Origin of the sequence: Bifidobacterium sp. SO1 (assembly GCF_018555335.1) — a bacterium.
Classification (GTDB): Bacteria; Actinomycetota; Actinomycetes; order Actinomycetales; family Bifidobacteriaceae; genus Bifidobacterium; species Bifidobacterium simiiventris.
The window spans coordinates 1-16,974 of record NZ_JAFEJR010000029.1 but is presented as its reverse complement, the minus strand read 5'-3'; the positions used below and the strand labels follow the sequence as shown (position 1 = coordinate 16,974).

The following is a 16,974-nucleotide window of genomic DNA, read 5'->3' as shown; positions in this document are numbered from 1 at the left end:
ATACCGCTCGCGGCGCGCCTCGCACATCAGGCTCCGGGTCGCGTACTTGACACCGTCGAACACCCACTTGCCCACCTGATCTCTCCTCTCGGATCATCAGGCGTTGCAACGATCACTGGAACCCGCCCTGAAGACCGGCATGTGTGTATTGTTCATGCGACCGTACTATGCGGGGCGGCGAGCCATGGGATCACGTCCGCCAGCCGGGGGCACGCCCACCGCCACATCAGGAACATGACCCCCGCCAGCAGCATGGCCGCCAGCAGCATACGGATCAGCAGGGAGACGATGCGCAGACCCCATCCGCCGCCGGTGGGGCCGGCCTGCAGCCGCCACAGCCAGACCATCGGATTCCACGACGGACGCGACCATACGGCGCGCATCCGCCGGTGGAAGCACAGCCACATGAGACCATCCGCGACCAGCCATCCCGTCAGACAGGCGATGCCCGCGACGCCGGTCACGGGAAGCCGCAATTCCGACAGCCGCTCCACGCTTCGCCGGGACACCTTCTCCCGGAATGAGAGACTCGAATCCGCGAGCGCCTCCGGCACGCCGTCCGAGGTGTCCGCCCAGCCGACGAACCGTCCCCAGGTCACGTATCTTTGCCCCGTGTCCGTGGGGGTGAACAGCGGCCAGCAGGTCGTCAAAGTGATCCCCCGCTCCACGCCGGGAGCCTCGTCTCCGATCACCCACGTGTCCGCGCTCGTCACGATCCGCGAATCGGTCACCTCGTACACATACCAGTGGGAGGCGGTGCGGATGATGATCCGATTCCCCGGCTTCAGCCGGTAGGTGAGACCGAAGTCGGATACCGTGTCATGCCCGGCATACGCGCTGTTGCCGCGTCCGCCGGGCATGACCGTAGGCTCGTAATGCCCGGCGCCCAATCCGTCCAGCACATTCGGATCGGTGCCCTGCATGATCGGACGCGACCATGCACGATCCACGTCGGGGAGGAAGATCCAGCCGAACAGCACTCCGTGCGCGGGTGCCTGTTCGACGGGCGGCGTGTCATGCCGGAGCTTCGCCACGTGATCCTTCGATTGTACGGGGATCGGCGTGCGCACCGTCTCGTTGCCGGTGCGGATCATGGTCTGCGTGTCCAGTCCGCTCCCGTAATACTGCCATCCGATCTGGAAGGCGAGCAGGAGAGAGAGCAGGAGGCACAGGCCGGAGATCAGTCCTAACGGATCCTTATGGCGTTTACGGTCGCGCATGGATCGGCCTCCCGTTGCGGTCGAACAGCCATATCCGACCATCCCTGGCGAGAACGCGTCCGGTGAGAATGCTCCCCTCCTCGTTCCATCGGATCGTGTACGCGTCCGAAAGGGGATGATCCCGATCCAGTCGGATGATGCGAATCGCCCATCCGTCTTCGATGAGATCATGCAACGGGGGACGGCAAGCGTGTGACAGCAGTGATCCCGCGACAAGTGCGGACAGCCAGCAGGCGATCATCCACAGTCCGGCCCGCCATGACGGGAATCCGGTCAGGAGCGGGGCCATGCCGAGTCCGGCGAGGAATCCCGCCATTAGACGGGGCAGTCCGTTCGGCAGTCCCGTGTATGGGATGAACCATTCGCCCTCCATGGGCCGGTCCGGATACGGTGCGGGCGCGGATCTTCGCCCCACGCCGCATGGTATGCCGACGGTCGGCGTCCGGTCGGCCATCATGGCCGCAAGCATCCTCATGTCATTCGTTCCGTTCATGCTTCGTCTCATGCGTCGGACGGATGATCGGCTTCGACATGATGGCCCGCATCGTCTCCCCGTCGAACAGAATCGGCGGGGACGGCATCCGGATCGGGTTTCCCTCCGGGAATGAGATGATTTCATCGGTCATGCGCAAAGGCTATGCGCAGTAATCATCAGGGGCGTCATGAACGGGCCCTTTCCGGGCTGGATGCATTCATGATGCCGGAAGGCATCTACCGGAGGGGTATCCGCGTCATGCGGATGCCCCTCCGGGAACGGGTGGATGCGACGCTGGAGGCCGTTGTTCCGTCAACAGAGAGAACGGAGTCCATGTGGCATGCCGGCCCCCATCGTTCCACCGTCGGTCACTGCGGGACGGTGGCGGCGTTGACGTCGCAAAGCGGATGGCATGGGAGTCGAACCCGCCACGGTGTTACCCGAACCCCATTAGCAGTGGGGCGCTTTAGCCGCTCAGCCTACCATCCATGTTGCGGTTTGTGCAGGATTCGAACCTGCGCTCCCATGAGGAAGTATCGCTTTCAAGACGATTGTCTTCGACCGCTCGACCAACAAACCGTTTTGGCATTCCCGTTCCCTGTTCACGGTCAATAGGTTAGAGTCTGTCCGAATCTTATTGTGGATAAAATTCGAGGTGACCATGAATCTGAAACCGGGAATGCCAATGGGGAAGATACCATACGGTCAACGGTTTTTGGAACATTGGTTTATGCTCGTTTGGTCAAGGGACTATTGCTCGTTTACGGTATTCGTTCAATGTCCGAAAAACATTCCAAAAACAGTCAGCCTATGGCTATCTTCGAGTGCCTTTGACTGGATTCGGACCAGCGACGCGAAGATTAGAAATCTTCTGCTCTATCCAACTGAGCTACAAAGGCGACGCCGGGTTTTGTCCCCTACCGGACCGGCAACCGGATTGGTACCACTCGTAACGGGTGAGAAAAATCAACCCGAAAACTCATGCCGCTACGAGCGTGGGATGCCGGCCGCATTCGAGTTTCCAGCCGACTTGGATTAACCAGACCAGCGCCGTGTGTGAAAGGAGGCAAAAGCTCTAGCACTGGCTTCGAATGCGTGCCTTCGGTGGGACTCGAACCCACAACACCAAGTTCCGTAGGCTTGCGCTCTGATCCATTGAGCTACGAAGGCGAAAAAGATGATGAAGCGAGGGCGGTGCAAACGCGGAACGTTCGACTTGATATTGGCCTCATCATCTTCGTATGTCCTCTTGGATTCGAACCAAGCTGCCACGACCCCACCGGGAAGCAAAGCCGTGATGTCTTCTCCATGTGAAACGAAGGACATGCCACCGGAAGTTCCACGATCATCCGGCATGATCACATGTCTGCCTCCACCGTCATGATTCCAACGGCGAGGACAGGTGGAAAAGGAAGGAGTCGTACGTTCTCACTCCCTATAGTCGAATCGTTGATCAGACGAATCGACTCGTGCCTGATGTCGGTGCTGCCCCGACGACACGAGGATTAAAAGTCCCCTGCTCTACTGTTGAGCTAATCAGGCTTGATGATCATCCCCGACTATTCGGAAAGAATCGTTTCCATATTAATGTTTCCCGGATAGCGATCTATGGCATTGAAAGTGGAGACCTTGTTACGCAGTTTCCTTGCGGCAGCGACCGCATCGCTCAGACTCCTGTATTCTCCTCCATAGAAGTTTTTACCGTTTCGCATCACGCTGACTTCCCATCGATTGTCTTTCTTTTTCCAACTCACATTGAGGTGTCCGCTTCGTGACTTCGTGCTTTCCGCTACATTCTGACGATTGAGCGCGTAGGTGCCCAATCGCAGGTGATTTGGATTCACGCATTTGCGGTTGCGACAGATATGATCGATGATCAGGTTATCTGGAATGAACCCGTTGGCAAGACGGTACGCGAAACGATGAGCACTATAAAGCTGTCCACCGTATCCAAATACGCCGTATCCACAGCGAAGCGATCCCGTCCACTCCCAGCATCCATATGATCGTCTCTGAATGTTTGTCCAGAAACGAATCGCTCCCTCACGGGTGATCGGATCATTGATGTTTCCTTGATACCGTTTTCTGGGGCGACTGCTCCTCTTACTGCTTTTAGATGCAACATGAGGGATCAGATGATCTGGATTGTAGCAATACGGATTCCCGCAGACATTATCCATCCAACTGCAGTTTCCCTCGTCTCCGAATGCCAGTCGATAGGCAAGCCGCTTCAGAGGGATTCTTCGATCAGCGACGGAAACGGTCATATTCAACCGACTATTACCGTTGACGATGAAACAACCGTTATCATTGGTCGTCGTCATTGCTTTCAGATCGTCAAGGTCGAAAGTTGCATATCTCCGTAGAGGGTGTGGAGTTTTACCGTAATACCATTGCTGATAATGTCCGGTGCAGTAGCCTCTTGCGAGGGTTTTCTTTGTGCAGCCGGGGAATTTGCATTGTTTCATACAAATCCTTGGAGTTGTTGGATCGTGATGATGCGGCATAGTTTCGTGAAGCGCGTCCCATGCCAAGGCGTGATGCTCCGCTGAATGAATCATGCGGGGCTTCGAGCGGACAACGGGGGACGATCCCGCGCCTCGACCTTGGGAAGGTCGCGTGCTGCCGTTACACCATGTCCGCGAATGATCCGCCCGCCCCAGACAGATAAGACGGGCGGATGCGTGCTTCCGGCGGGATTCGGACCCGCACTTGCGGCGTTTTGAATGCCGTGCCTCTGCCGGTTGGGCTACGGAAGCAATGGGCCGGCCGGCAGTGTGATTCCATCATGGGCCGGCCGGCCCTGTCCAACATAAAAGAGCAGGAGAGGAAGAACCTGCCCTCATAAGACCCCATGCGGTACGGGAGAAGGACGTTCCGCATGGGGTCTCGCGCCTTCGACGGGATTCGAACCCGCCGTGCCGCCCGAATGCGGCGAAGGCCATGAAGGGGTCCGGAGGGGAAGCTGAGAGATTGAGAGAGAGACCTTCGGACCCCGAGAGCCGCCAACCGGGTATGATCCGGTGACCTGTCGCTTACGAGGCGACCGCTCTGCCAACTGAGCTATGGCGGCGTGCCCCCGGCCGGAGTCGGACCGGCTGCCCACGGTTTAGGAAACCGCGGCTCTATCCGTTGAGCTACGGGGGCTGGACGCGCGACGGCCGACGCAGCTGGGAGTCCGTGACGCCGGGGCGAGTAAATACCCGGCTGGAACTTCCCATCGTTCCCGCTCCCCCGCCTATGGCACGGAGCGGGGAGGGGCGGCGTTGACGGCGTGGCGGCCGCGCGTGGGAGCGGATGACGGGAATCGAACCCGCATTACCCGCTTGGAGGGCGGGCGTACTGCCATTGTGCTACATCCGCGATTCGGCCGGCGAAAACTTTCCATCCGGCCGGGGGTGATCCGTGATGCGGGTGCGTGCGATGGTTGAGAGTCTGCCGGAGCTCGGTTTACGGTAATTGGTTGTCTGTGAGTTTTCCGGTACCATCGCGTTCCCCGCATCGCGGATCATCCGAGTGCCTTCGACGGGATTCGAACCCGCGGCCTTCCGCTCCGGAGGCGGACGCCCTATCCACTGGGCCACGAAGGCGGATGCCCCGCGTCCGACGGCCTAAAATAGTCGGCCGCGGGGGCTTGTGTGTGCTTTCCCATGAGATCCCCGTATCCGGGAGAACGGGTGCGGGGATTCGTCGGATCGGCGGGATTCGAACCCGCGGCCTCCCGGCCCCCAGCCGGGCGCGCTGCCAGACTGCGCCACGATCCGCGTAAATGTCTTGTCCACTGTTCCGTTATCAACCGTCTCGTCGCGTTCCGGGCTTGGTGCGTCCGGGCGACATGGGCATGCATGCGTCCGGAACCGGCGTTCCGGATGCTTCGGCGTGTCGCGGCGGAATCTATGCCGCGACACGGGGATGGAAGCGCGCTCCCGGACGGCGGCGTATGGGGCCGGAGAACGCCGCGTCGCACCCCGCATGGTCGAAACCCGATGAACGATTCGCATCCGATCCGTTTCGCCGTACCACGCCCCGTTTCCGGACCGACATCGGCGGGATGGGGGACGACGTTCCTTGGTGATCGTTCGTTGATTTCACCCCCGACGACCCCGGTATGCATTCGTAGGAACATGCCTAATGCATACCTTTCGCCTTGCAAACCGGCGGAATTCCAACGTTCTCAGGCACCGGAAACGCCGTAGGAACCGTAGGAACGTACTTTAAAGGGTAAAGGGAGATCGGGCAGATGAGAGTAAAAGCGGAAAGTAGGTTCCTACGGTTCCTACGCCTTTAAGGGGTATCGAAGAATGGCTTCATTCCAACGATTTCAGACTCCCGAAGGTATGCATTAGGCCCGTTCCTACGACACGCGTAAATGCATACCGGTGGCATGGGATCAGTTTCAATCCCCGCCGGCCGTCGTCTCCGCCGGAGGGATTCGCCCGCCAATCCGATGCGGGATGCCGGAGGGGTGACTCCGGCCGGTTGATGGTAATCCCGTCCCGGTATGCATTCGTAGGAACATGCCTAATGCATACCTTTCGCCTCTGAGGCTGGCGAAATTCCAACGTTTCTAGACGGCCAAAATGCCGTAGGAACCGTAGGAACGTACTTTAAAGGGTAAGGGCAGGATAGGTAAGAGAGAGTAAAAGCGGAAAGTAGGTTCCTACGGTTCCTACGTCCTTTAAGGGTGTCTTAAAACGGCTTGATTCCAACGATCTTAGGCTCCCATTGGTATGCATAAGCCCCGTTCCTACGACACGCGTAAATGCATACCGAAGCCGATGCGAGGGAATGCATCCGTTCGTCCGCGGCTCCCCTCGCTTGGGTCGATGACCGGATGGGGTTCCGTCGTTCCCTCGGCATCCCCGCCTCGCGCCGATAAGGACGACGAGGGCTTCGAAGGATCGGCTCGGCTCGTATTTCCAGCCCGGTATGCATTTGTAGGAACGAGCCTAATGCATACCTTTCGGCTTCAGGAACGGCGGAATATCAACGTTTTCGGGCATCGAAAATCGCGTAGGAACCGTAGGAACGTACTTTAAAGGGTAAGAGGGAATCCTAAAGAAGAGAGAAAACCCAAAAGTAGGTTCCTACGGTTCCTACGGCTTTCAGGGGTGTCTTAAAACGGCTTGATTCCAACGTTTTTCGACTCCCGAAGGTATGCATAAGGCTCGTTCCTACGACACGCGTAAATGCATACCGGAGCGGCGGATCGGCCTCCATCCCCCATTGGTCGCCTCCCGTCGGAATGCGTTCGCGGAAATGGCTCTCATGGCATGCCGGAGCCGGGTTGATCGGATTCGCCCCGTGGAACGCCGCGTCGCGCCCGAACGGACGAATCCCGCAGGACTGCTCGCCCTCGTGCCATTCGCCATCAGACGCCCCGTTTTCGTCCCGAGACGGACGGGGTGGCGGACGACGACTTCCCTTCGATTCGACCCGTCGTCGGCTCCGGCATTCCGGCATTCCGGTATGCCGGGGTATGCATTTGTAGGAACATGCCTAATGCATACCTTTCGGCTCCGAGACTGGCGGAATTCCAACGTTTCTGGACGGCGGAAATCGCGTAGGAACCGTAGGAACGTACTTTAAAGGGTAAGAGGGAATCCGCAAGAAGAGAGAAAACCCAAAAGTAGGTTCCTACGGTTCCTACGCTCTTTAGGGGTGTCTTAAAACGGCTTCATTCCAACGATCCAAGGCCGCCGAAGGTATGCATTAGGCTCATGCATACCGCACGCGTAAATGCATACCGAAGCCCGGAATCGACACTGATCCCCCATCCGCTCCGTTCGGCGGGTTCGTCGGTCGATCCGATGCGGGCCGCATCCGGTCGAAAGGCTTCGAGTGGATGCGGCCCGCATCGGATGACGATGATCGCGGAAGATCCGCCTCCCTCACGCCGGTATGCATTTGTAGGAACATGTCTAATGCATACCTTTCGGCTCCGAGAGTGGCGGAATATCAACGTTCTCAGGCGGTCAAAATGCCGTAGGAACCGTAGGAACGTACTTTAAAGGGTAAAGGGAGATCAGACAGATAAGAGTAAAGGCGGAAAGTAGGTTCCTACGGTTCCTACGCCCTTTAAGGGTATTCGAAAACGGCTTGATTCCAACGATTTCCGGCTCTTGAGGGTATGCATAAGCCCCGTTCCTACGACACGCGTAAATGCATACCGGAGCGGGGAATCGGCCTCCGTTCCCATCGGTCGTCGGAGCCTTCGTCCTCCGCTCCGGCGGAATGCCGGCGCCTCGGGACGGCCGGAATGCCGTCGGGGCGTGTCCTGAAGGGCAGAAAGGGAATCCCATAAGAGAGAGCGAAAGCCAAAAGTAGGTTCCTACGGTTCCTACGCCTCTTAAGGACGTTCAAAAACGGCTTGATTCCAACGATCCTCGACTCCGGAAGGTATGCATAAGCCTCGTTCATACGGCACGCGTGAATGCATACCGGGTCCCGTGTCATAGCGAGGCGACACGCCGGCGCGACCGGATGGGTGGTTCGCCGACGCATACGAGCGGGTATGACACAGACAGACAATCCATTCTGCATCGGCCGCCCCGGACTCAACCCGCCGCTCTTCCCCGGCCACGTCGACGGAGGCTTCCTCGCCGACCTCGCCGGCCAGCACGTGTTCCTCGCGCAAAGGATCGCGCTCGCCAAAGTATGCCGCAGCATGACCCCCGTCGAGGCCGGCGGCGAGGACATGGAGAACAGGCTCCAGAGCGTCGTCCAGCGCGAAGGCCAGGAGGCGTGGACGTGGGAGGATCCCACCGGCATGCTCCCCATCTGGGTGTGCCGGATGATCAGCGAGACCATCGCCCCCATCCCCGACCTGCGCATCCTCCCCGACCCGAACGCGCCCGGCGGCGGCGTCCTCTACCGTCGCGTCCTCCCCGACTACGTCGTCACCGAAGCGCCCGTCCGCTGGGCGCCCGTCGGCTCGCTGAAGATCACGTACGGCGGCGGCAAGAAGGACATGGATCTGCCCGGCATCGACTCGTGGATACGCGACGCGCTCCTCCTCGCCGGCCAGACCATCCGGCGCGGCTGCCGATTCGACTGCACCGACGGGCGGATCATCTTCGAACACGACCCAAAACTCGGAGCGTGGACGCGCACCGAACGACGCGGGGATGAAACCCAAAGCTGGATCGGCGCCGGCGACTACGAATGCCGCGAAGCCGGATTCGTGAAATCCGAATGGAAGCCGTGCGCCACGCTCGACGCGGACCGACCCCTCACCTACACGGTGAGCGTGCCCGTCACCTGCAACGAGGCGATGCGGCTCAGCCGGGAGGCGTCATCCATCCTCTGGGAGTGGACCGGCGGCAGCCTCGACTCCCTGCAGAATCTGAAAAGGAGTCTCACCGCGCCGTTCCTCCGCAGCCATCCGGAATGCGCGTACGTGTATCAGGGGCCGGGAGGCACCGGCAAATCGTCGCTCGCGAAGGATCTCATGGCCCATCTCGGCGATCAGGCCACCACGTTGAGCCTCGACCTGCTGGGACAGCCGACCGCGATGAGCGCGGAGAACAAGATGCTCGACCTCACCAGCCACCAGCTCGCATTGAGCGATGACTATGATCCGACCCACGGGCGCTTCGACCGGATCCTCCCCGCATTGAAGACCCTGCTCACCGGACTGCTCCCGTTCAGCGCGCGCCGGCAGGGCGAGAACGCGACCGACGGGATACCGCAGGCCGTGCACATTCTCACCACCAACTACCACCTGCCGTTGGGCGAAAGCGAGGCCGAACAGCGTCGCTTCGCGTTCGCGACCATGATCAGCCCCAATGTGCGCGCCGACAGGTATCTCCCGTTCCGCAACCGGTGGGGATTCTGGCCGTTCATGCTCTGCTCCGCGACCTGCTGGGGCCTCTACGGCGACCGCCAGTACCGGGCCGCCGCGTTCATGGACCCGGAAAGCCTCTCCGACACGGAAATCCAGATGATCCGCACCGCTTTGGAGGATGGTCTCGTGTTCCCCGAACCCGGTCTGCGCGTCTCCTGGAAGAACATCGGCCTCATCCGCACGAGCACGAAGAAGGGCACGGAGACGGGCCGTCCGCGCACCGCGTACCGTCCCGCGCCGGAAGGGCATCCGCTTCACGGGATCTGGGATGCGTGCGTGCGCGCGATCGGCGAAATCCCCGAGGACAGGCCGGTCGTCGAACCGATCCCCGACCCGCTGCCCGACATGACCGCGGACAGGTGGGCTTCCATGATCAGTGAGTCCGGGCCGCGCATCTTCCCGTGCCGTCCCGACAAGAGCCCGATCGGCGACAATCTGCCCGGCCACTCCTGGCAGAAGGCCGCGAACGATCCCGCATTGGACATGAGCCGTCCCACGGGTTCGGGCGGCGTGTGGGGCGTGACCACCTCATCCCGGTACGTGTGGCTGGACTTGGACTGCCATGCGAAGGATGAGCAGAGCGGCTGGGAGCAGATCCAGACGGAGGTCGGCGAATACGGGAGCGTGTTCCTCCCCCGCACGTACGCGGTGCGCACCCCCTCCGGCGGCGTGCATCTCCTCTACCGTCTCCCCGACGGGTTCGATCTGAAGGTGAAGAGCCGCACGCATAACGGCGGCGGCCAGATCGATCTGAAGCTCGGCGGCTCCGGGTATGTGATCATGGGCGGCAGCCGTCTCCCCGACGGCCGCGCCTACCGTCCGATCGACACGCCCGCCGGCGACCGCATCCCGGATCTGAGCGCGCGTCTCGTCAACTGGATGACCGAATGCGGCGCGATCGAGGATCCGAACGCGAAGAAGGCCGATGCCTCTCCTGCCGCATCCAATCCCGGATTCCTCGGACTCACCCGACCTTCGGGTAATCCGGGGGGCGGCAGTCCGGATCTGACCCCGATCCCGGAAGGATCCCGGAACGACACGCTCTACAGGTGGGGATATGGCCGTCACAAGGCCCATCCGACGGAGTGCGCGCGCATCGACGGAGAGCTGATCCAAAGGGCGGTGAACTCGGGGCTGCCGGAGCATGAGGCGCGTCAGATCCTCACCAGCATCCACCGCGCCGTGAACGCGTAAAACCGCATCGCCGCGCCCCACTCCCGCCGACGGGGTGGGGCGCGGACGCATGCATGATCCCGTCGAAAGGAGACCCGGTCATGATCCGCAATCTGAAGCATCTGACCATGCTTATCGCGTTCATTCTGCTGATGATCCTTATGTGTGGCGCGGATGCGCAGGGGTGGCGTCTCACGTTCATGCTGTTCGCCGTCGCGGACGGCGTGATGCTCGTCATGGACCGGTACGGATACGAGTGGGCGGAAAGGATCGCCGCCCGACTGGACGACTAGCCGGGCGGCGACGTTCTTCGCCGGCTCCTACTCCCCTTTGATGATCTCCCTGACATGCCTTAGCAGGGCGAGAATGATCCCGTCATCCAGATATCCGCAGAGCGACCCGTCGCCGAATCGTTCCTGACGGGTGGGGATCAACAACAGCGCGAGCGTGGAATCAAGGTCGAGCGTATCGTAATCGCCGTTCCCGTAGAATTCCGCGAGATCGGTTGGGTTCTCCAGGTTGAGGTCTTCCAGCCATTCGTGATAGTCGCCGTTGTCCGCCCAAGCCTTGTAAATCGCATGCCAATACCGGTCGACGATCGGATCATACGTGATGCCCCGGTAGACGTAGATGCCGCGCTCATCCTTGGTCATGTCGTTCCAATGGTAAAGCTTGCGATGCTCATCCATCGCCTTCTGGAATTCGGGGATCAACTGGACAAGCTCTTGCAGTCCATCGTCGCGTTCGGCACGTAGCTTCCGTACTTTCGGGTCGGCGTTGCGAATCCACTCCCACGGTTTCAACGGCGGCATGTTGTACGCGGCCTTCGTCACCCACATTTCCAGTTTCTCACTGCCGCGCAACCGATCCTTCCACGGGTTCGCATCCAACCCGTACAGGATGCCGGCCAATCCGCCGGCGACTGCGGCGGTCGTATCCGTATCCTCACCCAAGTTGACGGCCTTCAACACGCAATCCTTGTACGAACTGGTGTTGACGAGACACCAGACGGCGGCTTGCAGCGTGTCCAATACGAATGTGCCGGACTTGATCTTCTCTACGGGGATGCCGCGCATGTCATCCAATCCCGCCAGTTCGCATACGATCTTCGGATCGTAATGCTCGCCTTTGGCGATCAGCATTCGCGCCGCATGCACGAACCTGACGCACGCGTCCATGCTGATCTCGTGCGCATGCGTGACCGCGCTCGCCTTGCGGATGTCGTCATCCGTTGCGCCGGTGAACGCCAATGGGAGGATGCGCATCAAAGCCCCGTTGCCGTTGTCCCAGTATCCGTCGCAGCCATAATCCTGTCCCAGGGCGATGCCGGTGGTGGTGCCGATGTCGAACACGACGCCATCCGGCGTGTACTCGCCGTTTCGCGCCCACGCCACGTATTTGGCGCGAAGATTATCCGTATCCACCTGTCCGTAGTGGTCGGCGAGCGAATCCAGGGTGGCGAGCATCATGGCCGTGTCGTCCGACCATGTGCCGGCGGGCTGGCTGTGGGAGCCGTGGCCGATCATGCCGGTGCAGTCGAACGTGCCGCGCGGGCTGAATTCGTAGGGCACGCCGAGCGCATCACCCACCGCCTGACCGTAGACCGCGCCCATGAGCACGTCATGGTCCTGCGCGGTGAGATAGTCCGTCTCGCAGCGTTCGCGCAATTCGTACGGGACCCGGATGGCCGAGTTGTGCTTCGGACAGTAGGTCTGCCCGGTGTCGGGGTCGCACACCCAGCCGATGTTGTCCCCGTTCGACAGGCAGCGGTTCTCGCAGTCGTTGTATTCGCAGTCGACGGACTGGACCGGGAACAGGTCGTCCGTCCAATTGGGGAAAAGCTTCATCACGATACGGTTCCTTCCGAAAGACGGTTCATCTCCTATTATGCGGCCGGAAACGGCGGCCCATGTCCGACGCATATGGGAAGGAAGGACGAATTCCACGGGGAAAGGAGCCTTTCTTGTCCCACGAGCACAACGGCTATTATTCCGATCTGACCATCGCCCAGCTGGTCGACAACGCGTATTCGGGACGCTACGTGCTGCCCGGCATTCAACGCCGGTTCGTATGGGATGCCGGGCGGATCGAGCGCCTGTTCGACAGCATCATGCAGGACTATCCCATCAACACGATCATGCTCTGGCATCTGACCGACCCGGACATTCGCCGACAATACCCGTTCTACCGGTTCCTCTACGAGTACACGGAAAAATACGGTGAGGAGAATCCGCCCACCGACGTGAAGGGACTGGACGCGTACGCGGTCATCGACGGCCGGCAGCGGATCACGAGCCTCGACATCAGGGATTTCCACGAGTTCATCGAACGCCGCCGCGCCGGCCTGTCCATGTGGCTCAAGGCGATGCTGGCCGGCTAGAAGCCCCAATGCCCCTCATGCCATCCGCCCGCCACGTCGAACCTCACGTCCGGCGAGACGGGCGGATTCGAGACGAACCGTTCGATCATCCCCAACTGGGGTCGGCTGATCCCGATCCGCGCATCCGGCCCCACGCCCAACACTGGTACGGACGGTCGCGCGGCGAAGACGTCCGATTGCGCCTCGCGGGTGGTCTCCTCGTCGTCGATCCAGATGATCGGACGTTCCGTCTTCAGATGGGAGATTACGGCGCGACGCTTGCCCGTATACCGGAAAGCATCGGTGATCGGATCGTACCAGCGGATCGTCTCCCAGTCGACGCCCAAATGCTGGTTGAGCAGGTCGGTGTGCGGCTGCCACGTGCTCAGCCAGAGGATGTCCGCGTCCAATGCGTCCAGGCGTCGCACGAGCTCGTCCGACCAGAGGATGCGGAACGTGCCGCGCCGGTCGAAGCGCACATGCTCTTTCCGGTCGGGGATCAGCCAGTTCGCCGGATCATAGACCCGGCGGCGGGGATCATCCGGCTTCATCCAGTCCACGGAATTCCGGCGCTGGCGGATCTTGTCGTCGGGGAACTGGTTGATCACACCGTCGAAGTCGATCAGGATCAGCGGACGATCGCTCATTTCAATGCCTCCAGTACGCTCGCCAGTCCGATCACCTCACGCCGGACGTGCGTTCTGCAGCAGCCGGCGATGATCGGGGCCGACCCATCCGGCGGATTAAACAGTTCGCCTTGACTCCAAGCGCGCAATGCGACCGCCGGCCGGCCGCACCGCTTCGGCATTCCGCCGACCTTCACGATGCCCGGACAGCCCGCATCCAGCCGGCCGACGGCGATACGGACCCGCATGGGATCGGCATGACTGATATCGCACGGCAGGGGCGCATCCTTCAGCGCATCCAGAACCAGCTTCAACGGGATCATGTCATGCTCCGCATGCCGTCCGCACACGCCGTCGTACCAGCCCTGTTCCGGCGGTTCGGCCTCGTAGCCTTCGCCCGGATACCAGCGACGGAACCCTACGATCTCATTCCCGCACGCATCAAGTTCCCCGTTACGAGTCACCGACGCGGAGCATCCGTAGGTGTGCCTCCAGCCGAAACGGATCAGCTCCGGCTCATACGGATGCTCCGCGGGATTCCAGTCGTCCGTCATGGCCATCATTCTCCCATCCTCATACGGGAATGATATGCGTCCGGCAGGAAAGAGGATCTTCCGCAATCCGGGCGAATGACGCATATGGATCAGACGACATGGAACAATCGGAATCATGGGAACGGATGGCATGACCCTTATGACGGATGATCGGACGACTGCGGACGATATGGGCGATGATCGGCTGCTGGACATGCTCCGGCATCTGTCGGATCTCAGTCTCGCCGACACCCATAAGGTCACGGCGCCCATGTACGTCACGGGACGCGAATCCTTCAAGGGACTGCTCCCCGAACTCTGAGCCGAAACGATGATCCGCGACGTGGCGGTCGTATTCGACTGCAACATATACATCACCTGCGCATCCCTCACCGGAGTCCCATTCGGCTTCCGCCGGCTGCTTGCCCTGAAAGCCAAGGATCAGGATGAGAATCTGAGAAGACTCGCATTGCTACGCGGCTACACCGGCGGCATCACCGGAGTCTCCTATCACGTCTACTGGAGCGACCATATCCTCGCCGAGGTCGTAAGACATCTGCATGACGACCTTTACTGGAGCTTCGGAGAAACGGATTCATTCCGCGAAACCATCCAGCGACGGCTGATCGACCTGACCGGAGGACGCCTTCTGCATGGGATCGGGGAAGGATACGGGGATGCTCCGGATCACGAGGATGGCGTCGTGTACGAGACCTGTCTTGATCTGGTCAGGACAGATCCGATGACTCCCGTGCTTCTCGTGACCGATGACCATGGGCTTATCCATGATGTCCGCGCGAACCTGAACGGAATTCGTGGCGGCGCGGCCAGATACGTTCTGCCCATGACCCCGGCCGCATTCATCCAGGCCGGAGCCTGAACAGGAAATCCTCCCGCGGAAGAAACTTATGGGGCGTCCATTCCCTGTCGGGAATGCCGCCCCACGAGTGGAATCGGACATGCCTATCCCAATTCCCTTTGATGACATGCCGGCGATCGGCTCCGGCATGCCCCGCCTATGCGGTCAGACGTCATCCGATTCCATGACATCCCCCATCGGAGCAGGCTTCGGCGTGAACTCCCCCGGATTCGCACTCACCGCCTCCAATAGCCGATCCATGTTCAGCGCGTACAGTCCGGCGTTCCGCATCGGGTTCAGTTCCAATACATGCGGCTGACCGTCATCACCCAGATACAGGTCGAGCGTGTACGGTCCTTCCACGTCACCCCGGATCGCATGCGCGACCTCGTAAGCGTATTGCTCGTACAGACCGGCGATCAACGGGTGCGATTCGGGCTTCCGATTGTTGCGCGTCTCCTCCATCCACGGATCATACGCGTCGCCCGTATTGTCGAGGGGCGTATGGTTCTCAATGCAGCCAGCCCCGCAGACCGGTCTGCCGCCGATCACGAACACCCGATATTCGAAGCGCATGCGCACACGCTGCTGGACGAACACACTGTCCGGCTCCCCCTCGTAGCGGATGCCCGTCCAGTCAAGCCAGCCGACCGGCTCGAACCAGGTGCGATACCATTCGCCGTTATCCGGATCATACTTCCTGTAATACAAGTCCGGGTCGATGAACGCCAATGGCACCGTCTTCGGCGCGGCTATGAACTTCACCACCAGCCCATCGGCCGGATGTCGTTTGCGCATCGCGAATACGGCATCCGAAATCCGCTTCGGATCACAGTCGGTGACCGTCACGTCTCGTCCCAGGAAACCGCGCAGGGATGGGAACATGGCGTACCGGTCCGCATTGCCGTCCAGGCCGATCTGATCCTCGAACGGAATGCTTGCGATCGGACCGTAATGCGGCATGCGATCCGCATCCTCGATAATCGTTTTTCGGCCGAGCACGCGCACCATGGGTTCGGGCAACAGCCGGACCGCCGCCTCCAAACGCGCCGCATCCTCAACCCAACGCTCACGATCCCCATTCGACGCGACCACCGGACCCACATATCGCTCCCACACATGACGGTACGGGTCGGGGATATCCGACAGGTCTGCGGGACACTTCGACGGGATCACGTCAATCAGCCATTGATCCGACATTGGTTCACTCCTCGTCGTTCTGTCGGCGCAGATCATCCACGGTCAAATGCTTCACGAAATGCGCCAGCTTCCCGTACGCATCCTCCAACGCCGATGCGTACCGGATGCCCGGATCGGGATCATGCAGATACGGGACGGCAAGCCCGTCCGCGATATCGCAGGCCACCGCCAACGCCCGATCATCCAAACCGTCAAGCCGATTACGACGTTCGAGCGCACGACGATACAACGCCTTCATCCGATCGTCCGTCCTGCTTCCATCGGGCAGGAGCATATGGGCGATCCGACCGGACTCCATCACTCCGCCGGATTCCAATAGATTCTCGAACCCATGGCACAACCGTTCATCATCCGGATCTCGGATCACATATCCGCCGTAGCCGTACTCGCTCCCGTACACGCCTTCCGGCACCTGCTCGCCGTTCTCAGCAGTCACATAGGAAACCATACGTCGGCTACTCCTTCCGTTTCGACATGGATTGTTCCTCCGACCTTAATCCATGACATGCGTCCGAATCATTGCGACCGCAAAAACAGGACGGAAAGACCCCATCAGATGATATGCTGTTATAAACGAAAAAAACGTTCACAATGGAGAAAATGATGAGACTGCTGGCATTCCACCTCAACGGGCTTCGCCTGTACGAAAACGGCGAAGTCTTCTTCAACCTCCACACCGTCGA

General features: G+C 60.4%; 13 protein-coding genes and 11 tRNA genes. 5 read left to right on the top strand and 19 right to left on the bottom strand.

Annotation, left to right across the window (positions count from 1 at the left end):
* Window positions 1–152: 152 nt before the first annotated feature.
* The 14 genes from JS541_RS14140 to JS541_RS14075 form a co-directional block, all read right to left on the bottom strand.
* Window positions 153–1,220 carry a sortase gene (locus JS541_RS14140; RefSeq protein WP_214375132.1) on the bottom strand — a complete coding sequence of 356 codons (1,068 nt, stop codon included), beginning with the start codon at window positions 1,218–1,220 and terminating at the stop codon, window positions 153–155.
* Window positions 1,207–1,713 (bottom strand): hypothetical protein, encoded by a 507-nt coding sequence (locus JS541_RS14135; RefSeq protein ID WP_214375131.1) that lies wholly within the window; start codon window positions 1,711–1,713, stop codon window positions 1,207–1,209. Before JS541_RS14135 ends, JS541_RS14140 begins: the two co-directional genes overlap by 14 nt.
* 386 nt (window positions 1,714–2,099) lie before the next feature.
* Window positions 2,100–2,183, bottom strand: a tRNA-Ser gene (locus tag JS541_RS14130).
* Between the two features lie 6 nt (window positions 2,184–2,189).
* Window positions 2,190–2,274, bottom strand: a tRNA-Ser gene (locus tag JS541_RS14125).
* Window positions 2,275–2,520: 246 nt separating this feature from the next.
* Window positions 2,521–2,594, bottom strand: a tRNA-Arg gene (locus tag JS541_RS14120).
* A 197-nt stretch (window positions 2,595–2,791) separates the two neighbouring features.
* Window positions 2,792–2,865, bottom strand: a tRNA-Arg gene (locus JS541_RS14115).
* A 389-nt stretch (window positions 2,866–3,254) separates the two neighbouring features.
* Complete coding sequence (locus JS541_RS14110; protein WP_214375130.1) at window positions 3,255–4,163, bottom strand: HNH endonuclease signature motif containing protein; 909 nt, start codon at window positions 4,161–4,163, stop codon at window positions 3,255–3,257.
* Between the two features lie 104 nt (window positions 4,164–4,267).
* Window positions 4,268–4,338 (bottom strand) — tRNA-Gly (locus JS541_RS14105).
* Between the two features lie 42 nt (window positions 4,339–4,380).
* Window positions 4,381–4,454: transfer RNA gene (locus tag JS541_RS14100), tRNA-Leu, on the bottom strand.
* A 241-nt stretch (window positions 4,455–4,695) separates the two neighbouring features.
* Window positions 4,696–4,768, bottom strand: a tRNA-Thr gene (locus JS541_RS14095).
* A 1-nt stretch (window position 4,769) separates the two neighbouring features.
* A tRNA-Arg gene (locus JS541_RS14090) sits at window positions 4,770–4,842 on the bottom strand.
* A 145-nt stretch (window positions 4,843–4,987) separates the two neighbouring features.
* A tRNA-Gly gene (locus tag JS541_RS14085) sits at window positions 4,988–5,058 on the bottom strand.
* 154 nt (window positions 5,059–5,212) lie between these two features.
* Window positions 5,213–5,285 (bottom strand) — tRNA-Arg (locus tag JS541_RS14080).
* A 100-nt stretch (window positions 5,286–5,385) separates the two neighbouring features.
* Window positions 5,386–5,459: transfer RNA gene (locus JS541_RS14075), tRNA-Pro, on the bottom strand.
* A 2,750-nt stretch (window positions 5,460–8,209) separates the two neighbouring features.
* Here JS541_RS14075 and JS541_RS14070 point away from each other — a divergent pair.
* Window positions 8,210–10,735: a bifunctional DNA primase/polymerase gene (locus tag JS541_RS14070; RefSeq protein WP_214375129.1), complete on the top strand. Its 2,526-nt coding sequence runs from the start codon at window positions 8,210–8,212 to the stop codon at window positions 10,733–10,735.
* A gap of 80 nt (window positions 10,736–10,815) precedes the next feature.
* Window positions 10,816–11,007, top strand: a complete 192-nt coding sequence (locus JS541_RS14065) for a hypothetical protein (protein WP_214375128.1) — start codon at window positions 10,816–10,818, stop codon at window positions 11,005–11,007.
* A 27-nt stretch (window positions 11,008–11,034) separates the two neighbouring features.
* Here the strand turns inward: JS541_RS14065 and JS541_RS14060 are convergent, their stop codons facing one another.
* Entirely contained in the window at window positions 11,035–12,561 is a 1,527-nt protein-coding gene (locus JS541_RS14060; RefSeq protein WP_240539389.1) for an ADP-ribosylglycohydrolase family protein, read from the bottom strand.
* Window positions 12,562–12,677: 116 nt separating this feature from the next.
* On the opposite strand from JS541_RS14060, the gene JS541_RS14055 reads away from it, so the two are divergent.
* Window positions 12,678–13,094, top strand: coding sequence for a DUF262 domain-containing protein (locus JS541_RS14055; RefSeq protein ID WP_214375127.1), 417 nt, complete (start codon window positions 12,678–12,680; stop codon window positions 13,092–13,094).
* On the opposite strand, the gene JS541_RS14050 is transcribed toward JS541_RS14055, so the two are convergent.
* On the bottom strand, window positions 13,091–13,720 hold the full coding sequence (locus tag JS541_RS14050; protein ID WP_214375126.1) for a hypothetical protein: 630 nt from the start codon (window positions 13,718–13,720) through the stop codon (window positions 13,091–13,093). The two genes, JS541_RS14055 and JS541_RS14050, sit on opposite strands and share 4 nt — an antisense overlap.
* Complete coding sequence (locus JS541_RS14045; RefSeq protein WP_214375125.1) at window positions 13,717–14,262, bottom strand: hypothetical protein; 546 nt, start codon at window positions 14,260–14,262, stop codon at window positions 13,717–13,719. The genes JS541_RS14050 and JS541_RS14045 overlap by 4 nt, the downstream gene beginning before the upstream one ends.
* Window positions 14,263–14,383: 121 nt before the next feature.
* Between JS541_RS14045 and JS541_RS14040 the strand changes: the two genes are divergently transcribed.
* Both JS541_RS14040 and JS541_RS14035 read left to right on the top strand, forming a co-directional pair.
* Window positions 14,384–14,554 (top strand): hypothetical protein, encoded by a 171-nt coding sequence (locus JS541_RS14040; protein ID WP_214375124.1) that lies wholly within the window; start codon window positions 14,384–14,386, stop codon window positions 14,552–14,554.
* A 9-nt stretch (window positions 14,555–14,563) separates the two neighbouring features.
* Window positions 14,564–15,112, top strand: a complete 549-nt coding sequence (locus JS541_RS14035; protein WP_214375123.1) for a hypothetical protein — start codon at window positions 14,564–14,566, stop codon at window positions 15,110–15,112.
* Between the two features lie 144 nt (window positions 15,113–15,256).
* Here JS541_RS14035 and JS541_RS14030 read toward each other — a convergent pair whose 3' ends face one another.
* Complete coding sequence (locus JS541_RS14030) at window positions 15,257–16,291, bottom strand: ATP-grasp domain-containing protein (protein ID WP_214375122.1); 1,035 nt, start codon at window positions 16,289–16,291, stop codon at window positions 15,257–15,259.
* Window positions 16,292–16,295: 4 nt separating this feature from the next.
* Window positions 16,296–16,739 (bottom strand): hypothetical protein, encoded by a 444-nt coding sequence (locus JS541_RS14025; RefSeq protein WP_214375121.1) that lies wholly within the window; start codon window positions 16,737–16,739, stop codon window positions 16,296–16,298.
* Between the last annotated feature and the right edge of the window lie 235 nt (window positions 16,740–16,974).